The sequence below is a fragment of the Streptomyces filamentosus genome, from assembly GCF_014654895.1.
In the GTDB taxonomy this organism is placed as follows: domain Bacteria; phylum Actinomycetota; class Actinomycetes; order Streptomycetales; family Streptomycetaceae; genus Streptomyces; species Streptomyces filamentosus.
This window is the reverse complement of the sequence record NZ_BNBE01000004.1, coordinates 315,539-334,510: the sequence shown is the minus strand read 5'-3', so window position 1 is coordinate 334,510 and position 18,972 is coordinate 315,539. Positions and strand designations below refer to the sequence as shown.

The 18,972-nt window shown below is 76.0% G+C and carries 20 protein-coding genes and 1 pseudogene; 12 read left to right on the top strand and 9 right to left on the bottom strand.

The window, feature by feature from the left end; all coding sequences use genetic code 11:
* Positions 1-41: 41 nt before the first annotated feature.
* Both IE326_RS35315 and IE326_RS35310 read right to left on the bottom strand, forming a co-directional pair.
* Positions 42-1,313 carry an MFS transporter gene (locus IE326_RS35315; RefSeq protein ID WP_190044490.1) on the bottom strand — a complete coding sequence of 424 codons (1,272 nt, stop codon included), beginning with the start codon at positions 1,311-1,313 and terminating at the stop codon, positions 42-44.
* A 156-nt stretch (positions 1,314-1,469) separates the two neighbouring features.
* Positions 1,470-1,870, bottom strand: a pseudogene (locus IE326_RS35310) (VOC family protein).
* A gap of 98 nt (positions 1,871-1,968) precedes the next feature.
* Here IE326_RS35310 and IE326_RS35305 point away from each other — a divergent pair.
* Entirely contained in the window at positions 1,969-2,616 is a 648-nt protein-coding gene (locus IE326_RS35305) for a hypothetical protein (RefSeq protein WP_190044489.1), read from the top strand.
* A 44-nt stretch (positions 2,617-2,660) separates the two neighbouring features.
* Here IE326_RS35305 and IE326_RS35300 read toward each other — a convergent pair whose 3' ends face one another.
* Positions 2,661-3,263, bottom strand: a complete 603-nt coding sequence (locus IE326_RS35300; RefSeq protein WP_190044488.1) for a TetR/AcrR family transcriptional regulator — start codon at positions 3,261-3,263, stop codon at positions 2,661-2,663.
* A gap of 114 nt (positions 3,264-3,377) precedes the next feature.
* Here IE326_RS35300 and IE326_RS35295 point away from each other — a divergent pair, with 114 nt between their 5' ends.
* Positions 3,378-4,223 (top strand): SDR family oxidoreductase, encoded by an 846-nt coding sequence (locus tag IE326_RS35295; protein ID WP_190044487.1) that lies wholly within the window; start codon positions 3,378-3,380, stop codon positions 4,221-4,223.
* A 151-nt stretch (positions 4,224-4,374) separates the two neighbouring features.
* Positions 4,375-4,794 (top strand): cytidine deaminase family protein, encoded by a 420-nt coding sequence (locus IE326_RS35290; protein ID WP_190044486.1) that lies wholly within the window; start codon positions 4,375-4,377, stop codon positions 4,792-4,794.
* Between the two features lie 28 nt (positions 4,795-4,822).
* Here the strand turns inward: IE326_RS35290 and IE326_RS35285 are convergent, their stop codons facing one another.
* The 4 genes from IE326_RS35285 to lanL all read right to left on the bottom strand — a co-directional run bounded on the left by IE326_RS35285 (position 4,823) and on the right by lanL (position 9,693).
* A complete protein-coding gene (locus IE326_RS35285) occupies positions 4,823-5,671 on the bottom strand; it encodes an ABC transporter permease (protein WP_190044485.1) in 849 nt (282 codons plus the stop codon).
* Positions 5,668-6,744, bottom strand: a complete 1,077-nt coding sequence (locus IE326_RS35280; RefSeq protein ID WP_190044484.1) for an ABC transporter ATP-binding protein — start codon at positions 6,742-6,744, stop codon at positions 5,668-5,670. Before IE326_RS35280 ends, IE326_RS35285 begins: the two co-directional genes overlap by 4 nt.
* 84 nt (positions 6,745-6,828) lie before the next feature.
* Complete coding sequence (locus IE326_RS35275) at positions 6,829-6,984, bottom strand: VenA family class IV lanthipeptide (protein WP_170313941.1); 156 nt, start codon at positions 6,982-6,984, stop codon at positions 6,829-6,831.
* 42 nt (positions 6,985-7,026) lie between these two features.
* Positions 7,027-9,693, bottom strand: a complete 2,667-nt coding sequence (gene lanL / locus IE326_RS35270; RefSeq protein WP_190045009.1) for a class IV lanthionine synthetase LanL — start codon at positions 9,691-9,693, stop codon at positions 7,027-7,029.
* Between the two features lie 410 nt (positions 9,694-10,103).
* Between lanL and IE326_RS35265 the strand changes: the two genes are divergently transcribed.
* The 4 genes from IE326_RS35265 to IE326_RS35250 all read left to right on the top strand — a co-directional run bounded on the left by IE326_RS35265 (position 10,104) and on the right by IE326_RS35250 (position 12,665).
* Positions 10,104-10,775, top strand: coding sequence for a HEAT repeat domain-containing protein (locus IE326_RS35265; RefSeq protein WP_229915812.1), 672 nt, complete (start codon positions 10,104-10,106; stop codon positions 10,773-10,775).
* A gap of 3 nt (positions 10,776-10,778) precedes the next feature.
* Positions 10,779-11,798, top strand: coding sequence for a HEAT repeat domain-containing protein (locus IE326_RS35260; RefSeq protein ID WP_150233669.1), 1,020 nt, complete (start codon positions 10,779-10,781; stop codon positions 11,796-11,798).
* 102 nt (positions 11,799-11,900) lie between these two features.
* Entirely contained in the window at positions 11,901-12,356 is a 456-nt protein-coding gene (locus tag IE326_RS35255) for a tellurite resistance TerB family protein (RefSeq protein ID WP_030755788.1), read from the top strand.
* Positions 12,357-12,401: 45 nt separating this feature from the next.
* Positions 12,402-12,665, top strand: a complete 264-nt coding sequence (locus tag IE326_RS35250) for a GlsB/YeaQ/YmgE family stress response membrane protein (protein ID WP_150233667.1) — start codon at positions 12,402-12,404, stop codon at positions 12,663-12,665.
* A gap of 218 nt (positions 12,666-12,883) precedes the next feature.
* Here IE326_RS35250 and IE326_RS35245 read toward each other — a convergent pair whose 3' ends face one another.
* Both IE326_RS35245 and IE326_RS35240 read right to left on the bottom strand, forming a co-directional pair.
* Positions 12,884-13,414: a DinB family protein gene (locus IE326_RS35245; RefSeq protein WP_190044482.1), complete on the bottom strand. Its 531-nt coding sequence runs from the start codon at positions 13,412-13,414 to the stop codon at positions 12,884-12,886.
* A 126-nt stretch (positions 13,415-13,540) separates the two neighbouring features.
* Positions 13,541-14,818, bottom strand: coding sequence for a hypothetical protein (locus tag IE326_RS35240; protein ID WP_190044481.1), 1,278 nt, complete (start codon positions 14,816-14,818; stop codon positions 13,541-13,543).
* 129 nt (positions 14,819-14,947) lie between these two features.
* On the opposite strand from IE326_RS35240, the gene IE326_RS35235 reads away from it, so the two are divergent.
* The 5 genes from IE326_RS35235 to IE326_RS35215 all read left to right on the top strand — a co-directional run bounded on the left by IE326_RS35235 (position 14,948) and on the right by IE326_RS35215 (position 18,851).
* Complete coding sequence (locus IE326_RS35235; RefSeq protein ID WP_190044480.1) at positions 14,948-15,646, top strand: alpha/beta fold hydrolase; 699 nt, start codon at positions 14,948-14,950, stop codon at positions 15,644-15,646.
* 174 nt (positions 15,647-15,820) lie between these two features.
* A complete protein-coding gene (locus IE326_RS35230) occupies positions 15,821-16,378 on the top strand; it encodes a GNAT family N-acetyltransferase (RefSeq protein ID WP_150233658.1) in 558 nt (185 codons plus the stop codon).
* Positions 16,379-16,463: 85 nt separating this feature from the next.
* Positions 16,464-16,952, top strand: coding sequence for an isochorismatase family protein (locus IE326_RS35225; RefSeq protein WP_150233656.1), 489 nt, complete (start codon positions 16,464-16,466; stop codon positions 16,950-16,952).
* A 98-nt stretch (positions 16,953-17,050) separates the two neighbouring features.
* Positions 17,051-17,719, top strand: a complete 669-nt coding sequence (locus tag IE326_RS35220) for a class I SAM-dependent DNA methyltransferase (protein ID WP_190044479.1) — start codon at positions 17,051-17,053, stop codon at positions 17,717-17,719.
* A gap of 139 nt (positions 17,720-17,858) precedes the next feature.
* The gene (locus IE326_RS35215) at positions 17,859-18,851 is read left to right on the top strand and encodes an SDR family NAD(P)-dependent oxidoreductase (RefSeq protein WP_190044478.1); all 993 of its coding nucleotides are present in this window, start codon (positions 17,859-17,861) and stop codon (positions 18,849-18,851) included.
* Positions 18,852-18,972: the final 121 nt, after the last annotated feature.

Sequence of the window (18,972 nt, the reverse complement as noted above, 5' to 3'; positions counted from 1 at the left end):
CCCCTGCGCCCGTCCGCGCTCCCGTTTCCGCTCCCGGGGCGTCAGGGGCCGGGGCGGTCGGTCATCCAGCGGGCGGCGAGGAGGCCCGAGAGGGCGGTGAGGACGGCGGCGGCGAGGACGGTGGCGCTCAGGCCGAGCGCGTCGGCGAGGACGCCCGCGACCAGGGCGCCGGCGGCGTAGCCGACGTCCCGCCAGAAGCGGTACGTGCCGAGGGCGTGGGCGCGCCGGGCGGGGTGGGCGTGGTCGGAGACGGAGGCGATGAGCGCGGGGTAGACCAGCGCGGTGCCGAGGCCCAGGCCGGCGGCGGAGAGGACTCCGGCGAGGAGCGGGTCGCCCGGGAGCGCGAGGGCGAGCAGCAGGGCCGCCGCCTGGACGAGCATGCCCGTCACGACGAGCGGCTTGCGGCCGACGCGGTCGGCGAGGTGGCCCGCCGGGATCTGGCCCACGCCCCACAACAGCGGGTAGATCCCCTTGATCAGGCCGATGGCGGCGATGCCGAGGCCGCGGTCGGCGAAGAGCAGCGGGAAGACGCCCCAGGTCAGACCGTCGTTGAGGTTGTTGACCAGACCGGCCTGGCTGGCGCCGCGCAGGGAGCGGTCGCGCCAGGAGGTGAGGGCGAAGGTCTTCCGGAAGGACGGCCCGTCCGGCCCGTCGCCCCCGGGTGCCGGGTGGCGGGAGAGTTCGAGGGCCAGGTGGGCGGCGGTGTCCTTGGCGAGCAGGGACAGGCCGAGCCCGGCGGCGAGGAAGACCACGCCGACGAGCTCGGGCGCGGGCCGCAGCCCGTAGTGGGTGGCGAGGTGGCCGGTGAGCAGGGCCGTGGCGCCCACCGACACGTAACCGGCGGCCTCGTTGAGGCCGGTGGCGAGCCCCCGGCGGGCGGGCCCCACGAGGTCGATCTTCATGTTGACGGTCATCGACCAGGTCAGTCCCTGGTTGACGCCGAGGAGGACGTTCGCCGCCACGATCCACCACCACGACGGCGCCCAGGCGAGCACGAACGGCACGGGCACGCCGATCAGCCAGCCGGCCAGCAGGAGCTGCCGGCGCCGGAACCGGGCGGTGAGCACCCCGGCGGCGAGGTTGGTGAGGGCCTTGGCGAGGCCGAAGGCGATGATGAACGAGAAGACCGCCAGGTTCCCGGCGAGCCCGAAGACCTCGGTCCCGATCAGGGGGACCGTCGTCCGCTCCAGCCCGACCAGCGCCCCGACCGCCGCCGTGACGACGACGAGCAGGACGAACTGCGCCCGGTTCTCCCGGAGCCCCAGCCGGACGCCGCCGGGGGAGGGCGGCGCCGTGGCGGTCGCTCGTGTCATCTCGCTGTCCCATCCGTTCGCGTATCCGCAGACCACCATACCCCCACGGGTATTTCTACCCCCAGGGCGGGAGAGGCTTTCCCCTGTGATCCTCAATACCCTAGGGGGTATGGGAGGGGGTGTGTGCGGAGCGAGGGTGGACGGGTGTCACCGCGGTCACGCGCCGGGGCGCGACGGCTGCTCCCGCACCAGGCGGAAGGGGTGTCCGGCGGGGTCGGCGAGGACGGCCCGGCCGCGCTCGCCCCCGCCGTCGTCGAGGACCGCCGCGCCCGGCGCGAGGGCCCCGGCCGCGGCGCCGTCCAGGTCCTCGACGCCCAGGTCCAGGTGGAACTGCTGGGGCCGGGCGGGATCCCCCCAGCGCGGCGGCCGGTGGTCCGCGGCGTGCTGGAAGGCCAGGACGAACCCCCCCCGTCGGTGTGGAGCGTCGACCGGTGCTCGTCGGGCGACCACCGGGGGTCGGGCCGGTTCACCTCGCCGCCGAGGAGGGACCGGTGGAAACGGGCCGGTTCGAGGACGTCGGGACAGTCCAGGACCAGGCACTGCAACTTGGCGATCATGAGGGGCGGGGTGGGGCGGTGCCCGGGCGCCGCCGGTGCCTTCCGGCCGGACCGGGTGCGCCGCCCCGGCTGTCGGAGGCGGACGGCAGGATGGGGGCATGACCGACGCAGTGACATGGCTGGCCGCCCCCCGATCCGTCGCGTTCGGCGGGTACTTCGTGGTGCTCGCCCGGGGCCTCTCCCCGGACGGCCTCGCCCACCGCCTCGCGGAGGCGGTGCGGTACGGCGACGGGCACGTCGTCGAGGAGGCGGGGGAGCACACCGGCGCGTCCCTGCTGGAGCTCATGGACGACGAGTACGGCGACCCCCTCGACGGCCTCGGCCTGCGCCTGGGCCGGACGGGGGAGTGGGCGTACGCGATCGGGTACGGCGGCTGGCAGGGCGAGTTCGAGGTGGCGGCCGGGATCTCCCGGGGCGGCGCCGACGTCTTCCTCCTGGAGTACGAGGAGGAGAACGGCAAGCCGGTGCCGCCCCGGTTCGCCCGCTTCCGCGACGGGCGGCTCCGGGCCGCCTGCAACCTGCACCTCGATCCCACGTGGGGGTATCGGGGCGTCGAGGGCGACCCCGCCGAGGCCGGCCGCCTGGAGGAGGCGTTCGCCGCCGCCGGCCTCCCGGACCCGGGCCGGCCCCGGGACGAGGTGCACCACCTCGCCCTGGGCGTCGTCGGGGAGTTCTTCGGGCTCTCCCTGCCCCGGCGGGCCGTCCTCGCCGAGGCCCTGCAGGCCGTCCTGCTGGAACCGGCGTGACGGGGGCGTCTGACACCCGGTGACCGACGCCCCGTGACCTCCCGTCAGGCGTCCTCGGCGGGGACGGGGAGCGAGTCGAGCCAGGCCAGGAGGCGGTTTCCCTCGCGGGTCACCACGTCCGGGTCGCGCAGGGCGCTGGCCATGAGGGACATGCCCTGGTAGCCGCAGACGAGGGTGAGGGCCAGGCCCTCGGGGTCGGGCAGGCCCAGTGCCCGGAACTGGTCCCCGGTCCAGTCCAGCAGGCGGCGGATCACCGCCCCGGCCTCCGCGTCGAGGACCCCGTCGGCCCGCTTGTCGAGCTCGGCGGCCAGGGTGCCGGTGGGGCAGCCGTAGCGGGCGGCGGTGTCCCGCTGGGCGATCCACCCCTCGACGAGCGCCTTCAGCCGCTCGCGCGGCCCCGCCGACTCCGCCAGCCGGCCGGTCAGTTCGTCCAGGTGCGAGCGGTGCGCGGAGAGCGCGGCCAGGACCAGTTCGTCCTTGGTCTTGAAGTAGTAGTACACGTTCCCGACGGGGACGTCCGCCTCGCGCGCGATGTCGGCGAGGGTGGTGCGCTCCACCCCCTGCTCGTGCAGGACCCGCGCCGCCGCCTCCGTCAGCCGCTGCCGCTTCTGCGACGCGCGCTCCCGCCGATTCACCGAGTTGGTCACCCGACTGACTATAGACAGCCCGAGGTGGAGGCGTGCTACGGTCTTTCTCAGTTAGTCAACTAACTCACAGTCGATCGGCGCACTGCCGGCCGACTCATCCGATGGGGGTACGAGATGATCACCGTGACGGGTGCGACCGGCAACATCGGCAGGACGCTCGTGGAACTGCTCACCGGAGCGGGCGAGGAGGTCGTGGCCGTGTCACGGCGGCCCCGCCCCGAGGACCGGACGCCCGGCGTCCGGTGGACCGCGGCCGACACCGGGACGGCGGCGGGACTGCGCGCCGCCGTCGACGGGTCCCGCGCCCTCTTCCTCCTCCTGGGCGGCGAGCTCAACAGCCACGGCGAGGACCCCGCCGCCCTCCTCGGCGCGGTCGAGGGCTCCGGGATCGAGCGAATCGTCCTGGTCTCCTCGCAGGCCGCCGGCACCCGCCCCGACGCCCTCTCGCACGCCCGCCTGCGGGAGTTCGAGGCGGCCGTCCGCGGCTCCGGACGCGACTTCACCGTCCTGCGCCCCGGCGGCTTCGCCTCCAACGCCTTCGCCTGGGCCGAGACCGTCCGCACCCGGCGCACGGTCCTCGCCCCCTTCGGGGACGTGGCCCTGCCCGTCGTCGACCCCGCGGACATCGCCGCCGTCGCCGCCGCCGCGCTCCGCGAGGACGGCCACGCCGGGCGTACGTACGTGCTGACCGGCCCCGAGGCGATCGGCCCGCGCCGGCAGACCGAGGTCCTCGCCGAGGCCCTCGGGGAGGAAGTGGCCTTCGTGGAGCTCTCCCGGGCCGAGGCCCGGGAGCACCTGTCCCGCTTCATGCCGGACGAGGTCGTGTCCGGCACCCTCGACGTGCTCGGCGACCCGCTCCCGGAGGAGCAGAAGGCCGGCACCGACGTGGAGACCGTCCTCGGCCGCCCCGCCGCCCCCTTCGGCGCGTGGGTGGCGCGCAACCTGCCGGCCTTCCGGTAGGCCCCCGGGACGTCGTGGGACCGGCCGCCGGGTCCGGCATCCGGCGGAGCACTCCGCCGGATGCCGGACCCGGCGGCCCGCGCCCGATATCCGCTTGCGCGGGACCGCACCCCGGGGCACAGTCGGCGGACACCTCACGGAAGCGGAGCCGATGAACCCCCAGCCCCACCCCGTCGACGAGGAACTCGTCGAGGCCGCCGCCCGCGTGGCCCGCACCCGCTGCCGGGGCGACGAACACACCATGGCGGCGGCGGGCCGCGCCCGGGACGGCCGGATCGTCACCGCCGTCAACGCCTACCACTTCACCGGCGGCCCCTGCGCCGAACTCGTCCTCATCGGCGCGGCCGCCGCCCAAGGGGTGTACGACCTGCGGACGATCGTCGCCGTGGGCGACCGCGACCGGGGGATCGTCCCCCCGTGCGGCCGGTGCCGGCAGGTCCTCCTCGACTACTTCCCCGGCGCCGAGGTCATCGTGAACAGGGACGGCCGCCCCCTGGCCGTCCCCGTCCCCGACCTGCTGCCCGACGGCTACGTCTGGGCCGACCACCAGCTCGACGGCGGACAGGACTGAAGGCGCCGGGCGCGGGCCGCCGCCCCGGTCACTCCGGCCGGCCGAAGCGGCGGGCCGCCCACAGCAGGGCCAGCACCCCGCCGGCCAGGAGCAGGCCCGCCTCCACCGGCAGGGGAGGCTGCTGGCCGGCCCACTCGACGCCCTCGGCCGTCTGCCCGGGGACCCGCAGGGCGACGCAGCGCCGCAGCACGTCCACCCCGTACGCCAGGGGGTCGGCGGCGGCCAGCGCCCGCGCCCAGCCGGGCAGCGCGGACAGCGGGAAGAAGCCGCCGGACAGGAAGAGGAGCGGCATCATCACCAGGCCCAGCAGCGTGTGGAACGTCTCCGGTCTGCGCAGGCCCACCGCCAGCGCCAGGGACAGCGAGGTGATGGTGAAGGACGCGAGGAGCATGCCGCCGAACAGCAGCAGGAGCAGCACCGGGTCGTACGGCAGCCCGACCGCACCGGCCAGCCCCAGCAGCACGGCCCCCTGCACCGCCGCCACCAGGGTGCCGCCCGCGCAACTGCCCAGCAGCAGGGTGGCGCGGCCCACCGGGGCCATCAGGAGCTCGCGCAGATAACCGCTCTGCCGGTCGGTGATCAGCCGGATGCCGACCATGATGGCCGGCGTCTGCACCGTCATCATCAGCACGCCGGGGAACAGGTAGGTCTGGTAGCCGACGCCCAGCGAGGAGGCGGGGATCAGGGCCGCCAGACCGCCGCCGAGGATGAAGAGGTAGAGCACCGGGTGCAGCAGCATCAGCGCGGTGGGGACCCGCTGGCAGGCCAGCCGCAGCAGATCGCGGTGGACGAGGGCGTGGACGGCGCGCAGTTCGTGCCGCAGCCGGGGCAGCCGCCCGGCGGTGGCCCGGGGACGCGCCGGGGCGAGGGCCGTCATCGGCCGCCTCCCGGCCCCGCGCCCGCCCCGGCACCGGGGACGATGGTGCGGCCGGTGTGGTGGAAGAAGACGTCGTCGAGCGTCGGCGGGGTCGCGGAGGCGGCGTGCACGGCGACGCCCCGGGCCGCCAGCGCCGCGCACAGCCGGGGGATCCAGGCGCTGCCGTCGGGCACCCGCAGCCACACCCCGTCCGCGCCCGTCGCGACCGCCCGGTCCGGCGGCGCCACGGCCGTCACCACCCGCAGGGCGGCCGCGTCGTCGCTCGTCCGCAGCACCACCCGGTCGTCCCCGATCGCGGCCTTCACCTCCCGGGGCGTGCCCTGTGCCACCAGCCGCCCCCGGTCGATGATGGCGAGCCGGTCGCAGTTCTCCGCCTCGTCCAGATAGTGGGTGGTGACGAACAGCGTGCTGCCGTCCCGGTCGCGCAGCGCCCCCAGGTGCTCCCAGATCCGGGCGCGCGCGTGGGGGTCGAGACCGGTGGTCGGCTCGTCCAGGAACAGCACGCCGGGGGAGTGCAGCAGCTGCCGGGCGATCTCCAGGCGGCGCCGCATGCCGCCGGACAGGGTGCGGACGGCGGAGCGCCGCCGGTCGGCCAGCCCGGCGACGTCGAGGACCTCGGCCGTGCGGCGGCGGACCTCGCGGCGGCGCAGCCCGTACAGGCGGGCGTGGACCCGGAGGTTCTGCTCGGCCGTCAGGTCCGGGTCGAGGGCGCTGTGCTGGAAGAGGAGGCCGACCCGGCGCCGCACCCGCTCGGGCTCGGTGAGCACGTCGGCGCCGGCCACGGTGGCGTGACCGGAGGTGGGGCGGGCCAGGGCGCACAGCAGGGCGATGGTCGTGGACTTCCCGGCGCCGTTGGGGCCGAGGAAGGCGAAGGTCTCGCCCCGGCGCACCTCCAGGTCCAGGCCGCGCACCGCGTGGGCGGTGGTGCCGTCCGGGCCCGGATAGCTCTTGGCGAGGCCGCGCGTGCGGATGGCGGGCGGGGCGTCGTCCCGCGCGGACGGGACGGCGGCGGGGGCGGGGGCGGTCAGCAGGGGCGCGGGGGTGACGGCGTCGTCACCGGCGGAGAGCTGCATCGGCGTGGGGTCCTCGGGGTCGGGGCCCCCGCCCCGGCCGGTGGCTGCCCCGGGACAGCCACCGGCCGGGGGAGGGCGTACGGGCTACGCGCAGCTCACACCGATACAGACGGTGTTGAGGAGCGTGAGCAGGCCGACGCACTCGCACGTGCCGCCGAAGGCGGCTCCGTCGACGCCGACCGGCTCGGTCTCCGGAAGGGCGTGCAGGCGGGCGAGCAGTTCGAGGTCCTGGTTCTCCATGGCATTCTCCTTCTCGTGAGGCGGCGGCAGGCTTTCTGCCGCTCATACCGGCTGCTGGACCATCCAGTGCCGGGGCTCTGTGTGGCGCACCCGCAGGAGGAACGCCAGGATTCCGGCGGACCCGTCGCTCCAGCCCGTCGTGACGTCCCCGTACTCGTTGGGGAAGACGACGTGGCGGCCGCGGAGGGACCGTTCGGCGACGATGAGGCGGGCCAGCTCGGCGGCCCGCGCGCGGTGGGCCGGATCGCCCGTGGCCTCGGCCAGGTCGAGGAGGAAGTCGCCGTTCCCCGCGAGACCGTGACACTGCGTCAGGGCGGCGCGGGAGGCGCGCTCCACCACGGCCCGCCCCGCACGGCGGGCGAGGTCGCCGAACCGGTCGTCGCCGGTCGCCCGCCACAGCCGCACCAGGAACGAGCCGATGCCGGCCGAACCGTGGCACCAGTACGCCGCCGTGGGCACGTCCCCGGCCTGCGCCGGCCACTGCGCCGCACCGCCGACGTCCACGGCGTGGGCCACCAGCTCCTCGCCCGCCGCGACGGCCGCCGCCAGGTGCTCGGGGCGGTGCGTGACGGACGCGGCGGCGAGGAGGAAGCAGCCGATGCCGGACGCCCCGTGGGCGAAGCCCAGGTACCGCTTGCCCGCCTCCTGGGGCACGGCCTCCGCCGGAACGGGCCAGCTCGCGCCCGCCCCCTCCATCCGCGCGGCGGCCACCAGCCGGTCCGCCGCCTCCCCGACCAGGGCGGCCAGGCGCGGATCGCCGGTGCGGCGCCACAGGTGCACGGCCGCGAGGCCGCTGCCCGCCGTGCCGTGGGTGATGTCGTGGCTGGGCGTCGGCTCCTGCGGCGCCAGCGCCAGGGCGAGGGCGTGGTCCGTCAGCGCCCGGTCGCCGACGGCGCGCCCGGCGTCGTACAGCGCCCAGGCGGTGCCCCGCCCGCCGAAGTGCAGCCCGGGGCGGGTCGAACGGGTGCCGGCGCGCTCGGCGATCCAGCGGCCCGCGGCGGAGATCGGCTCCGGCAGCCGGGGGTCGCCGGTCACCTCGAAGTACCGCGTCAGCACCGCCAGGACGCCGGCCGCGCCCTGCTGCACGGTGCAGGGATCGGTCTCGCCGGCCGTCGTGGAGACCGGCCACAGCCGCCGGCCGTCCGCCGGGGTCATCGTGTCGACGAGGTGCCGCACGATCCCGGCCACCGCGGCGTCCACCGGATCGTCCGCGCCGCCCGCGCCGCACGGCACGGGGGCCGGGGCGGCGGGGACCGGCGACCGGGGCGCGCGCGCCTCCCCGCGGAGGAACCTCCGGGCCCGGTCCGGGCTCCAGCGCTCGGCCGGATCGTCCCGCATCAGTCCCAGGATCAGCTCCCGCATGCCGTCCGGCAGGCGGAAGGAGGCGTCGCAGGCGGTCAGCCAGTCGGCCAGCCGCTCCTGGGCGGGCCGGTCGGCGGGCTCCTCCGCCAGCAGGTTCGGCACCTTGCCGGCCAGCACGAAGCACACGGTCGCGCCGAGGCTGTAGTAGTCGCCGGTCGGCGAGACCGGCGCGTCCAGCAGGCGCTCCGGAGGGCTGAAACCGGGCGTGCCCACCCGGGTCGGCAGGGCTGCGTCGTCCGCGAGGACGGCGAGTTCCAGGTCGATGAGGCGCAGCTCCCCGTCCGGGCGGACCATGACGTTGCCGGGCGTGAGGTCCCGCAGCACGCAGCCCCGGGCGTGCGCCGCCGCGACCAGTTCCACCAGCCGGGCGACCTGCTCCGTCGCCTCGGCGCGGTAGCGTTCGCCGCCGGCGTCGCGGAACCGCTCGGCGACCCAGGTGCGCAGCGGGACCCCCGGCACCTCCTCCTGGGCGAGGAACAGGTGCCCGCCGTGCTCGAACAGCGCCAGCGGCTCCGGCGCGAGGCCCGTGCCGGTCAGCTTCTCCAGCGTCCGGGCCTCGGCGCGCAGCCAGTCGCGGACGTCGGAGCCGGAGGCGTCGGCCTCGACGTGCGGCCGGGTCTCCTTGATGACGACCGGGGCGCCGGTGCGGACGTCGCTGCCCCGGTAGACCCCGCCCTTGTTGGTGTGCCGGATCGCCTCCCGCACGGCGAAGCGTCCGCCGAGCACCACCGGCCGGGCCGCCGCCTCCGTGGCGCGCGGTGCGGCGGGCACCGTGGCGGGGAAGGGGCTGACCGCCCACTCCGGGGGCGTGTACTGCCCGGTGCGCCGGTCCTCCACGGGGTTGCCGTCGGGGTCCTCGAAGTACCACACCAGCAGGCCCGCGTCCGACAGCCGCTGCCGGCCGACGAAGGCGCCGTACCGGTAGTGCACCAGGCTGTTCGGGGCGTACGGCTGGTCCGACAGGATCCGGGGGCCGGCGAGGCCCGCCGTCGCCCGGTGCAGCTCCTGGGCGAGCCGGGCCGCGTCCGCGTCGGAACGCGGATAGACGGTGAGGAACTTGCCCGCGCTCCCGCGGGGCGTCGCACGGGAGTTGAGCGCGCTCACCCGCTCCAGCGACCGGGCGAACTTGAACCCCGAGCCGTCCCGCAGCAGCACCTCCAGCGCCTTCGCGAGGACCACGGGCGCGGACGCGGCCGTCGCCGACACGTGCAGCTTCCACCCCTGTCGGCGTCCCGACCCGGACCTCGGCGCCACCCGGCACCACAGGTCGTCCGACTCGGTCGTCCAGCGTCCGCCCGTGCCCGTGGCGCGCACCGCCCGCCGGAGCACGTCCTCCAGCTCGCTCATGGATCCGGTGCCGGCTCCGGCGTCGGCCGCGACCCCGGCTCCGGGTCCGGCCTCGATCCCGGCTTCGGGTCCGGCGCCGGCGTCGGTCCCGGCTTCGGGTCCGGCGTCGGCTTTGCGTGTGCCTTCGGTGGCGTGGCTCGTCATGCCCATCCCTCTTTACGGCGAGAACCGCTGGCGAGAACCGCTGGACGGGAGCGTGCCCCAAGGTGCTTGTCGTACCAACACACCGAACACCGCATTCACTTGAACCGGCGAGCGCGCGCCGAATTTGTCCCACCGGGAGGCGCGCCCGGCGCAGAAGGGCGCACGACCGCTCGCTCGGGGGCGGTTTCGGACCGCGCCCCGGCCGCGGCGCGGTTGACCTTGACACGGTGACAAGGTCTTCACTGCTCGACGAGGAGGTGGTCCCGATGACCATGACGAATCAGGACGCCGACGTGCGGCGCGCCCTCCGGGCCCTGGAGGACGACCGCTCGTCGGTGCGGCTGCGGGCCGCGCTGGCGGTCGGCACGACGCCCGACGCCCGCTTCGTCGGCAAGCTGGTGGAGCGGTGCGCGGTCGAGCCCGAGTTCTTCGTCCGCGACATGCTGACCTGGGCGCTGACCCGGCACCCGGTGTCCCTGACGCTCCCCGAGGTGCTGCGGGAGCTCCGCTCGGAGTCCGCCCGGGCCCGGAGCCAGGCGCTGCACACGCTGTCCAAGATCGGGGACCCGGGGACGTGGCCGGCGATCACCCGGGAGCACCTGACGGACGCCGACGACGAGGTCGCGCGGGCCGCCTGGCGGACGGCGGTCCTGCTGGCCCCGGAGGGCGAGGGGCCCGCCCTGGCCGGGGTCCTGGCGACCCAGCTGGGGCGCGGCGGGCGGGAGACGCGGCTGAGCCTCAGCCGGGCGCTCGTCGGACTGGGGGACGCGATCCTGCCGGCCCTGGACGCCGCCGGGGACGACCCCGGCCCGGACGTCCGCACGCACGCGCTGGCCACCCGGCGGCTCCTGGACGACCCCGACGCCGGATTCGAGTACGCGATCGAGGAGGCGAAGCGCGTCGTGGCGCTCGGAGGCTCCGGGCAGGAGGGACACTGAGGCGTGTTGATCGGTGAGGTGGCGCGGCGGTCCGGGGTCAGTGCCCGCATGCTCAGGCATTACGAGTCGCTGGGTCTGGTGCGGCCCTCCGGCCGCACCGGCTCCGGCTACCGGGAGTACCGCGACGAGGACATCCGGCGGATCTTCCACGTCGAGAGCCTGCGCTCGCTGGGACTGTCGCTGCGCGAGATCGGCCGCGCGCTCGACGACCCCGGCTTCACCCCCGCGGAGCTCGTCGGAGACCTCATCGCGCAGACCCGTGCCCGCATCGAGGCCGAGACCGAGCTGCTCACCCGGCTCCGCCGGATCGACGCGGCGGGCCCCGCCGGCTGGGACGACGTCCTGCGGGCGGTGGCCCTCCTCCAGGCGCTGGGCTCGCAGAGCAAGGACGTCCGGCAGCGCGCCGCGCTCTCCTCGGCCCCCGCCCCGGACTCCGGGGAGGCCCCGGTGCCGGTGGAGGCGCTGGTCGAGGCGGCCCTGACCGAGACGGAGACCAATGTCGCGGGAGCCCTCCGGTGGGCGCTGGCGCGCTCCGGCGACGGCGGCCCCGCGCTCCTGGCCCGGGGCCTCGGCTCCCCGGATGCGGCCGTCCGGGAGCGGGCCGTCCGCACCCTCGCCGCGCTGTCCGGCGAGGAGGCGACCGCCCGGCTCCGCGACGCCCTGGCGCACCCCGACGCCGTGGTCCGCGGCCACGCGGCCCTGGCGCTCGCCGCGCGCGGCGAGACCGGGGTGATCCCGGTCCTCGTCGACATGGTCGTCGAGGGCAGGAACGACACCGACGCGGCCGACGCGCTGAGCGCCCTGGCGCACGACGCCCGCACGGCGGAGCGGATCGCGGCCGCCCTCGTCGACCACCTGGGCCGCGCCGCCACGCCGCCCCCGGCGCGCGGCCGGCTCACCCAGGCCCTCGCCGACCTCCCCGGCCCCACCGCCTCCCGCGCCCTCACCCGCCTGACGCGGGACGAGGACCCGGCGGTGGCCCTGACCGCGACCTACCTCCGCCGGCTCCGCGCGGCACGCTGATCCTCCCGGGCGCGCCAGGTCACCCGTCCCCCTCCGCGAGGAGCGGACGCCTCCTGGTAACTTCTACAGCAATGTAGAAGCGAGTGGGAGAGGGAGTCCACGATGGCCCTGTGGGACCGCATCAAGGAATCCGCGTCGACGATGCAGACGCAGCTGATCGCGAAGAAGAACGACCTCAAGTCCGGTGCCTTCCGCGACGCCTCGATGGCGATGTGCGCGCTGGTGGCGGCGGCGGACGGCACGATCGACCCCTCGGAGCGGCGGCGGGTGGCCCAGCTGATCGCCACCAACGAGGTGCTCCAGAACTTCGACGCGAGCGACCTCCAGCGGCGCTTCGACGCGAACCTGGACAAGCTGACGGCCGACTTCGACTTCGGCAAGGTCAGCGTGCTCCAGGAGGTCGCCAAGGCGAAGAAGAAGCCGGCCGAGGCCCGCGCGGTGATCCAGATCGGCATCGTCATCGGCGGCGCGGACGGGGACTTCGACAAGACCGAGCAGGCGGTCGTGCGCGAGGCGTGCTTCACCCTCGACCTGCCCCCGCACGAGTTCGACCTGTAACCGGCGCCGGAGTCACCGCCGCGCGAGGCGGGGAAGGGGATATCCATGGAGATCTCGGGCATCATCGGCGCGATCGTCATCGGCATCGTCATCGGCACGCTCGGACGGCTGGTCCTGCCGGGCCGGCAGCGGATCGGTGTGCTGTGGACGATCGCCGTGGGCATCGTCGCCGCCCTCGTGGGCACCGCCCTCGCGGCGGCCCTCGGGGTCGCGGACACCAAGGGGATCGACTGGATCGAGTGGCTCATCCAGATCGGCCTCGCGGCAGCGGGCGTGGCCGCCCTGGAACGGAGCCGGGCACGCGGCTGACCCCCGCGTGACGACCGGTACGGCCCCGTGCGGACACCGCACGGGGCCGTACCGGGTCGTACGGAGGCGTGTACGGGGCCGGTCGTACGGGCCCGGTCGCAGGCGGCCGGTCGTACGGGGCCCGGCCGCAGGGAGCCGGCCGTACGGGTCCTCGTACCGGAGCCCGCGCCCGAACCGTCCGGCCCGGCCCCGCCCGGACCGGGCCGTCCGTCAGGGCGTCACGCGTCGCCCGTCGTCCCGTCGGTCCGTTCCCTCAGGAAGTCGGCGTGGCCGTTGTGGCGGGCGTACTCCTGGATCATCTGCACGTAGATCCAGCGCAGGCTGAGGCGCACCCCGTAGGACGAGGGGAAGGTCTCGTCGAGGTCGTGCCCGGCGGCCGCCGCGTCGCACGCCTCGATCTCGCTCCGGAACCGCGCGAAGTCCCGCTCCGCGTCGGCCGCGCGGACGCCGTCGAGCCCTTCGTCGCCGTCCGACGGGCCGGTGAAGACGTCGCCGAGGTCCTCACCGGCGAAGCTGCGCCGGAACCACCACCGTTCCACCTCCGCCATGTGCCGGACCAGGCCCAGCAGGGTGAGGTTCGAGGGCTCCACGGCCGCCCGCGCCAGCGCGGCCCCGTCGAGCCCCGCGCACTTGGCCAGCAGCGTCTCCCGGTGCCACCGCAGCCAGCCCTCCAGCATCCGACGCTCGCTCACCGTGCCGAGCGTGCCCAGCTGTTGGGTGCGCGCGACCGGCGGCGCTGTCCATGTCATCCCCCCACCCTGCCCCGCCGCCCGGGAACGGGCAAGCGGGCACCGGGGAGTCAGGGCCGCCAGGAGGAGGACGAGGACGCGGGCGGGGTCGAGGTCGGGGTTCGGGGCCGGAGGCGGGGAAAGGGCTCAGAGGGGCAGTCGGCCCGGGAACGCCCCGTGGTCGACCCCCGGAGCGGTGAGGGCCAGCCAGCCGTGGCCGCGGACCACGGTGTCCGGGCCGACCGCGTCGGGATCGACCGAGAGGTGCGCACAGGCCTCCCGCGCGCCCGCGGTGCCCGCGTGGGGCGGGACCTCGTCGTACTCCGGGTCCAGATCGGGGTCGTCGGCCGCGAGGCTCTCCCAGGGCAGCGGGTCGCCCTCCCACTCGGGGTCGCTTTCACAGGCGTACTGACGGATCACCCGTCCCTCCTCGGCGACCATCCACACGTCGGAACCGCCGGCGTCGTCGAGGAAGAAGAACTGGGCCCGGCCGCAGTGGGCGCTGACCCGCTCGACCGTCTCGACCATGCCGTCCCAGGTGTCGGGGACGAGCAGGGAGAAGGGGCCGAAGAGCAGCCGCCAGCCGTCGAGCTCGGGGGTGACGAAGACCCGGCCCGCGGTGCGGGCGGCGCCGTCCGCACCGGCGGGCACGTCGATCTCGCGGCCCTCCGCCGCCGCGACGCCCGCCGCGCAGGTGACCGGCCGCCGGTCGTGCAGGTCGAAGGCAGCGAAGAGCCCCTCGTACGTGGCGCCGGGCACCGCGATCCACCAGCCGCTGAGCACGGCCGACGGCGCGCTCGGGACCTCGTGCGGGATCTTCGCGCGGATCAGGCGCTCGACCGCCGCGCGGTCGCGGGCGTCGAGCGCGCCGGCCCCGCCGCCCTCCACCAGCGCCCCCAGGGCGCCCCGCCGGATCCGCGGGGACGCGGCGGGATCCCGGCGCAGGGCGCGCAGTCGGGGCGCGAAGGAGCCGTGCAGCGCGCGGGCGTAGTCGGCGGCCCGGTACGGGAGCGCACGGCCGCGGGCGCAGCACTCCACCAGGGCGCGCAGTCCGGCGTCGGAGTCGGTGCGCAGCCGGTGCAGGCCCTGGAAGCCGTTGCCCGACCTGCCCCGGCGCGGGTCGGCCGCCAGCGCCGCGTACCGGTCCGCGCAGCGCTCGTCGAACGCGCCCAGCAGCCGCCCCGCCTGCCAGTCCGTCACCTCGCCCCGGTCCCACGCCGCCAGCACGGCGTCGAAGCCCGCGGGGCCGGCCGCCCCGAGCACCCGCAGGACGGGCCGGAGCGCCGCGGTGCCCCGCTTCTCCTCCAAACCGCGCAGCAGCGCGGGCAGTACCCCGTCGGCCCGCTCCACCGCCCCCGCCACGGCCGCCTCGACCCGCGCGGGATCGTCGCTCGTCAGGTCGTCGAGAAGGGATTCGATCTTCATGCGTCAGCACGGTAGCCCCCGCCTCCGACAGCGGGGGAGCGCGCGGCCGGTCGTCCGGGGGCGTTGTCGGAGGTCTCCGATAGCGTGGCGGGAGCGACGTTCGGCACACCACCACCGGGGGGAAACACCGTGGACATCCTGCTCATCGCCGGTCTGTGGCTCGACGGCGGTTCCGCATGGGACGACGTCGTGCCCGAACTGGCCGCGCTCGGCCACCGACCCGTCCCGGTCGCCCTCCCGGGACAGGGCGACGGGGACTCGTCCGCGACCCTCGGCGACCAGCTGGCGGCGGTGCTCGCCGCCGTCGACGCGGCGCCCGGGAAGCCCGTGGTGGTGGGGCACTCCGCCGCGGCGACCCTGGCCTGGCTGGCGGCCGACGCCCGGCCCGCGAAGGTCGCCAAGACCGTCCTGATCGGCGGCTTCCCCGCCGACGACGGGCGTGCCTACGCCGACCACTTCGCGATCGAGGACGGCATCGTGCCCTTCCCCGGCTGGGGCCCCTTCGAGGGGCCCGACGCGGCCGACCTGGACGAGGCGGCCCGGGACCGCATCGCGTCCACCGCCGTCCCCGTCCCCGAGGGGGTCGCCAGAGGGGTCGTGCGCCTGACGGACGAGCGCCGCTTCGACGTCCCCGTGGTGCTGGTCTGCCCCGAGTTCACCCCCGCCCAGGCCGAGGAGTGGATCGCCGCGGGCGAGAGCCCCGAACTCGCCCGCGTCGCCCGCCTCGACCACGTCGACCTCGACTCGGGCCACTGGCCCATGGTCACCCGTCCCCGCGAACTCGCCCGCGTCCTGGCGGAGGCGGCGACCCCGGCGGACGACCGCTGAGGAGAGCGGACGGCGGCGTGGCGGGGCGGACGTCCACTGGGAACGGAGAGGGACGGGCGTCCGCCGAGAGGGACGGCGTCCGCTGAGGGGCGAGGGGCGTCCTGAAAGCGGATGATCGGATGATCTCTTCCGATGTAGGCTGCCCGGCCTGGCCGTCAGGGAGGAAAACCGTTCATGAACAGCACACATCCGCCGCTTCCCGACCGGGTCCGGCTGACGGGCGAGGGGCTCGTCCTGCGCGACTGGACGGAGACGGACGTGCCCGCCATGCCGGCGCTGTTCGACGACCCCGACATCGCGTACTGGACGCCGCTTGTCTCCCCCTTCGACGCGGCGGCCGCGGCCGCGCGGCTGGTGCGGTCCCGGGAACTGCGCGCGGAGAAGTCGGTCATCCTCCTCGCGATCACCCTCGACGGCGGCGAACCGCTCGGCGAGGGGATGCTGCGCCGCCTCCCCGAGGCCGAGGGCGGGGGCGTGGAGCTCGGCTACGCGGTCGGCCCGGCCCACCGGGGCCAGGGCCTGGCCGCGCGCGCGGTGCGGGTCATGGCGGCGTACGCCTTCGAGGAGCTCGGGGCGGAGCGGGTGATCCTGGAGCTGGAGGCGGAGAACGCGCCCAGCGTCGCCGTCGCCACCAAGGCGGGCTTCACCCTGCTCGACGTCCCCCTCATCGAGGGGGAGGAGAAGGGCCGTCCCTACGCCCTCCAGACGTGGGGCCTCCTGCCGTCCGCGTGACCTCCGCGGCGCCCCCGGGCGGCCCGGCCCGCCGACCGACGATTTTCCCCGCGCCGCCGGCGAACAGGGCCTAAGGTCGGGCGACATGACGACCGCTCTGCTGCTGATCGACCTGATGCCGCGCATCATCGCGCTCCCCCTCGCCCCGCACACGGGCGACGAGGTGCTGGCGCGGTGCCGGGAGCTGGCGGACTCCTTCCGCGCGCAGGGGCGCCCGGTGGTCCAGGTCCGCGTCGACCGGCCCGGCGTCGCCGAGCAGCCGCCGGGGAGCGGCTTCGCGCCCGGTCTGGTGGAGGAGGGGGACGTCGTGCTGGTGAAGCGCAGCATCGGCGCGTTCGCGACCACGGACCTCGACGACCGCTTGCGGAAGCTGGGCGTCGGGACGATCGTCCTGGGCGGGCTCGTCACCACCATGGGCGTGGAGTCCACGGCCAGGGCCGCGGGCGACCTCGGCTACGAGGTCGAGTTCGTCGCCGACGCCATGTCGGGACCGGTCGCGGAGGAGCACGACTTCGCGGTGGCGAGGACCTTCCCGCGCTTCGGCCGGGTCACCGCGACGCGGGACTACCTGTAGGCGCCCCCGCCGAGTCCTGGCCCCACCGGGGAAGAGGGGTTCCCGCGAACTCCCGCGAGGCGAGGCGCGGCCCCCCGGCCGGCCCGTAGGGTGGCGCGATGTCCTCACACCGCATCGACCGCCCCGCCGATCTCGACCTGGTCCGCGCGTCCTACGACCGCGTGGCCGACAACTACGCCGACATGGTCCTGACGACGGGGCTCGGCGACATCCGCAAGCACCCCTGGCTGAAGGCGGCGATCGACGCCTTCGCCGACAGCGTGGCGGGCCTCGGGCCGGTCCTGGACGTCGGCTGCGGGCCCGGGACGGTGACCGGTTATCTCGCCGGGCGCGGGCTCGACGTGTCCGGGGTGGACCTCTCGCCCCGGATGATCGAGCACGCGCGCCGCCTCCACCCGCACTGCCGCTTCGACGTCGCCTCCGCCACCGAACTCGACCTCGGCGAGGAGTCCCTCGGCGGCGTGCTCGGCTGGTGGTCGCTGTTCAACCTCCCCCGTACCGTCCTTCCCCAGGTCCTGGCCGGCTTCGCCCGTGCCCTGAAGCCCGGCGGGCACCTCATCACCGCCACCCACGTCGGCGACGAGGACCTGGTGCGCACCGAGGCGTACGGGGGCGTGCCCGTCAGCTGGACGACCCACCAGTGGCGTCCGGAGCAGCTCGTGGACCTCGTCGAGCGGGCCGGACTGCGCACGGTCGCCGAGCTCCGGCTTCCCGCCGACGAACACGTCGGCCCGGGCGTGGTCGTCATGGCCGTACGCCCCTCCTGACCGCCCGGGCCCCGGCCCCGCCCTTCCGCGTTCCGACCGTGCTGCCTTCCGCCCTCCCCGCTCCGGGGCGGGCGCGCCGTCACCGCGCCCGGTCGGCGCGCATGAAAGCCGGCGGCGCGGTGAGAAGCACGGTGTGAGGATGCGCGACGCCGTCGTGGTGGTGACCGGCGCTTCGAGCGGGATCGGGCGGGCCACCGCCCTCGCCTGCGCGGGGCGGGGCGCGCGGGTCGTCCTGGCCGCGCGGAGCGAGGCGGTGCTGGACGAGGTGGCACGGGAATGCCGGCGCAGGGGAGGCGAGGGGTTCGCCGTGCCCACCGACGTGGCCGACGAGCGGGCCGTGCGAGAACTCGCGGAGCGCGCCGTGGACCGGTTCGGCCGCGTCGACGTGTGGGTCAACGCGGCCGGCGTCGGCATCCTGGGACGGTTCGACCAGGTGCCCTCCGCGGAGCTGCGAAGGCTCCTGGAGGTGAACGTCCTCGGCGCCGTCCACGGGGCCCGCGCCGTGCTGCCCGTGATGCGCCGGCAGGGCCGCGGAGTGGTGATCGACGTGGCCTCCCTGCTCGGCGGGGTCGTGGTGGCGCCCTACCTGGGCGGTTACGCCATGTCCAAGGCGGCGCTGGTGGTCTTCGACGACGTCCTGCGCCAGGAACTGGCGCTCGCGGGTGAACGGCGCATCCAGGTCTGCACCCTCCTGCCGGCCGCCGTGGACACCCCGTTCTTCCGGCAGGCCGGGAACCGCTCGGGCCGCGCCGTGAGGTCGCTGCCCCCGGTGGCCACGCCCGAGCGCGTCGCCCGGGCCGTCGTGCGGACGACCGCCCGGCCCCGGCCCCGCGTCCTCGTGGGGCCGTACGCGCGGCTCCTGGTCACGGCGCACGCCCTCGCCCGGCGGCCCCTGGGCCGCGCGGCGGCACGCCGGACCGACCGGACCTACTTCGGGCCGGCCGGGGACGCGCCGCCGAGCAGCGGCATCCTGTACGGCGCGAGCGATGCGGGCGCGGCCCTGCGCGGCGGGCGCCACGGGGGCCTGCGCACCACGGGCCGCCGGACGGCCGCGGCGGGCCTCGCCCTGGGCACGGTCCTGGCCGCCTCCCGCCGCCGGGCCCGCACGTCTGGACCCCGGTGCCCCGGGTAGCCGCCGGGCCCGGGCCGCTCACGGGGGCTGCCCGCAGGAACGCCCCGGGCACCGGCGCCGCCCGCCGGAACACCACCCGGACCGGGACGGAGGACCCCGTGGCAGAGCCCCGCGCACCCGA

Excerpts from the sequence above, each read along its gene's own strand:
- IE326_RS35315 (WP_190044490.1), bottom strand. The coding sequence starts at position 1,313 with ATGACACGAGCGACCGCCACGGCGCCGCCCTCCCCCGGCGGCGTCCGG.
- IE326_RS35230 (WP_150233658.1), top strand. The coding sequence starts at position 15,821 with ATGAACAGCACACATCCGCCGCTTCCCGACCGGGTCCGGCTGACGGGC.
- IE326_RS35240 (WP_190044481.1), bottom strand. The coding sequence starts at position 14,818 with ATGAAGATCGAATCCCTTCTCGACGACCTGACGAGCGACGATCCCGCG.
- IE326_RS35295 (WP_190044487.1), top strand. The coding sequence starts at position 3,378 with ATGATCACCGTGACGGGTGCGACCGGCAACATCGGCAGGACGCTCGTG.
- IE326_RS35225 (WP_150233656.1), top strand. The coding sequence starts at position 16,464 with ATGACGACCGCTCTGCTGCTGATCGACCTGATGCCGCGCATCATCGCG.
- IE326_RS35275 (WP_170313941.1), bottom strand. The coding sequence starts at position 6,984 with ATGGAGAACCAGGACCTCGAACTGCTCGCCCGCCTGCACGCCCTTCCG.
- IE326_RS35245 (WP_190044482.1), bottom strand. The coding sequence starts at position 13,414 with ATGACATGGACAGCGCCGCCGGTCGCGCGCACCCAACAGCTGGGCACG.
- IE326_RS35280 (WP_190044484.1), bottom strand. The coding sequence starts at position 6,744 with ATGCAGCTCTCCGCCGGTGACGACGCCGTCACCCCCGCGCCCCTGCTG.
- lanL (WP_190045009.1), bottom strand. The coding sequence starts at position 9,693 with ATGAGCGAGCTGGAGGACGTGCTCCGGCGGGCGGTGCGCGCCACGGGC.
- IE326_RS35220 (WP_190044479.1), top strand. The coding sequence starts at position 17,051 with ATGTCCTCACACCGCATCGACCGCCCCGCCGATCTCGACCTGGTCCGC.
- IE326_RS35305 (WP_190044489.1), top strand. The coding sequence starts at position 1,969 with ATGACCGACGCAGTGACATGGCTGGCCGCCCCCCGATCCGTCGCGTTC.
- IE326_RS35250 (WP_150233667.1), top strand. The coding sequence starts at position 12,402 with ATGGAGATCTCGGGCATCATCGGCGCGATCGTCATCGGCATCGTCATC.
- IE326_RS35290 (WP_190044486.1), top strand. The coding sequence starts at position 4,375 with ATGAACCCCCAGCCCCACCCCGTCGACGAGGAACTCGTCGAGGCCGCC.
- IE326_RS35215 (WP_190044478.1), top strand. The coding sequence starts at position 17,859 with ATGCGCGACGCCGTCGTGGTGGTGACCGGCGCTTCGAGCGGGATCGGG.
- IE326_RS35255 (WP_030755788.1), top strand. The coding sequence starts at position 11,901 with ATGGCCCTGTGGGACCGCATCAAGGAATCCGCGTCGACGATGCAGACG.
- IE326_RS35285 (WP_190044485.1), bottom strand. The coding sequence starts at position 5,671 with ATGACGGCCCTCGCCCCGGCGCGTCCCCGGGCCACCGCCGGGCGGCTG.
- IE326_RS35265 (WP_229915812.1), top strand. The coding sequence starts at position 10,104 with ATGACCATGACGAATCAGGACGCCGACGTGCGGCGCGCCCTCCGGGCC.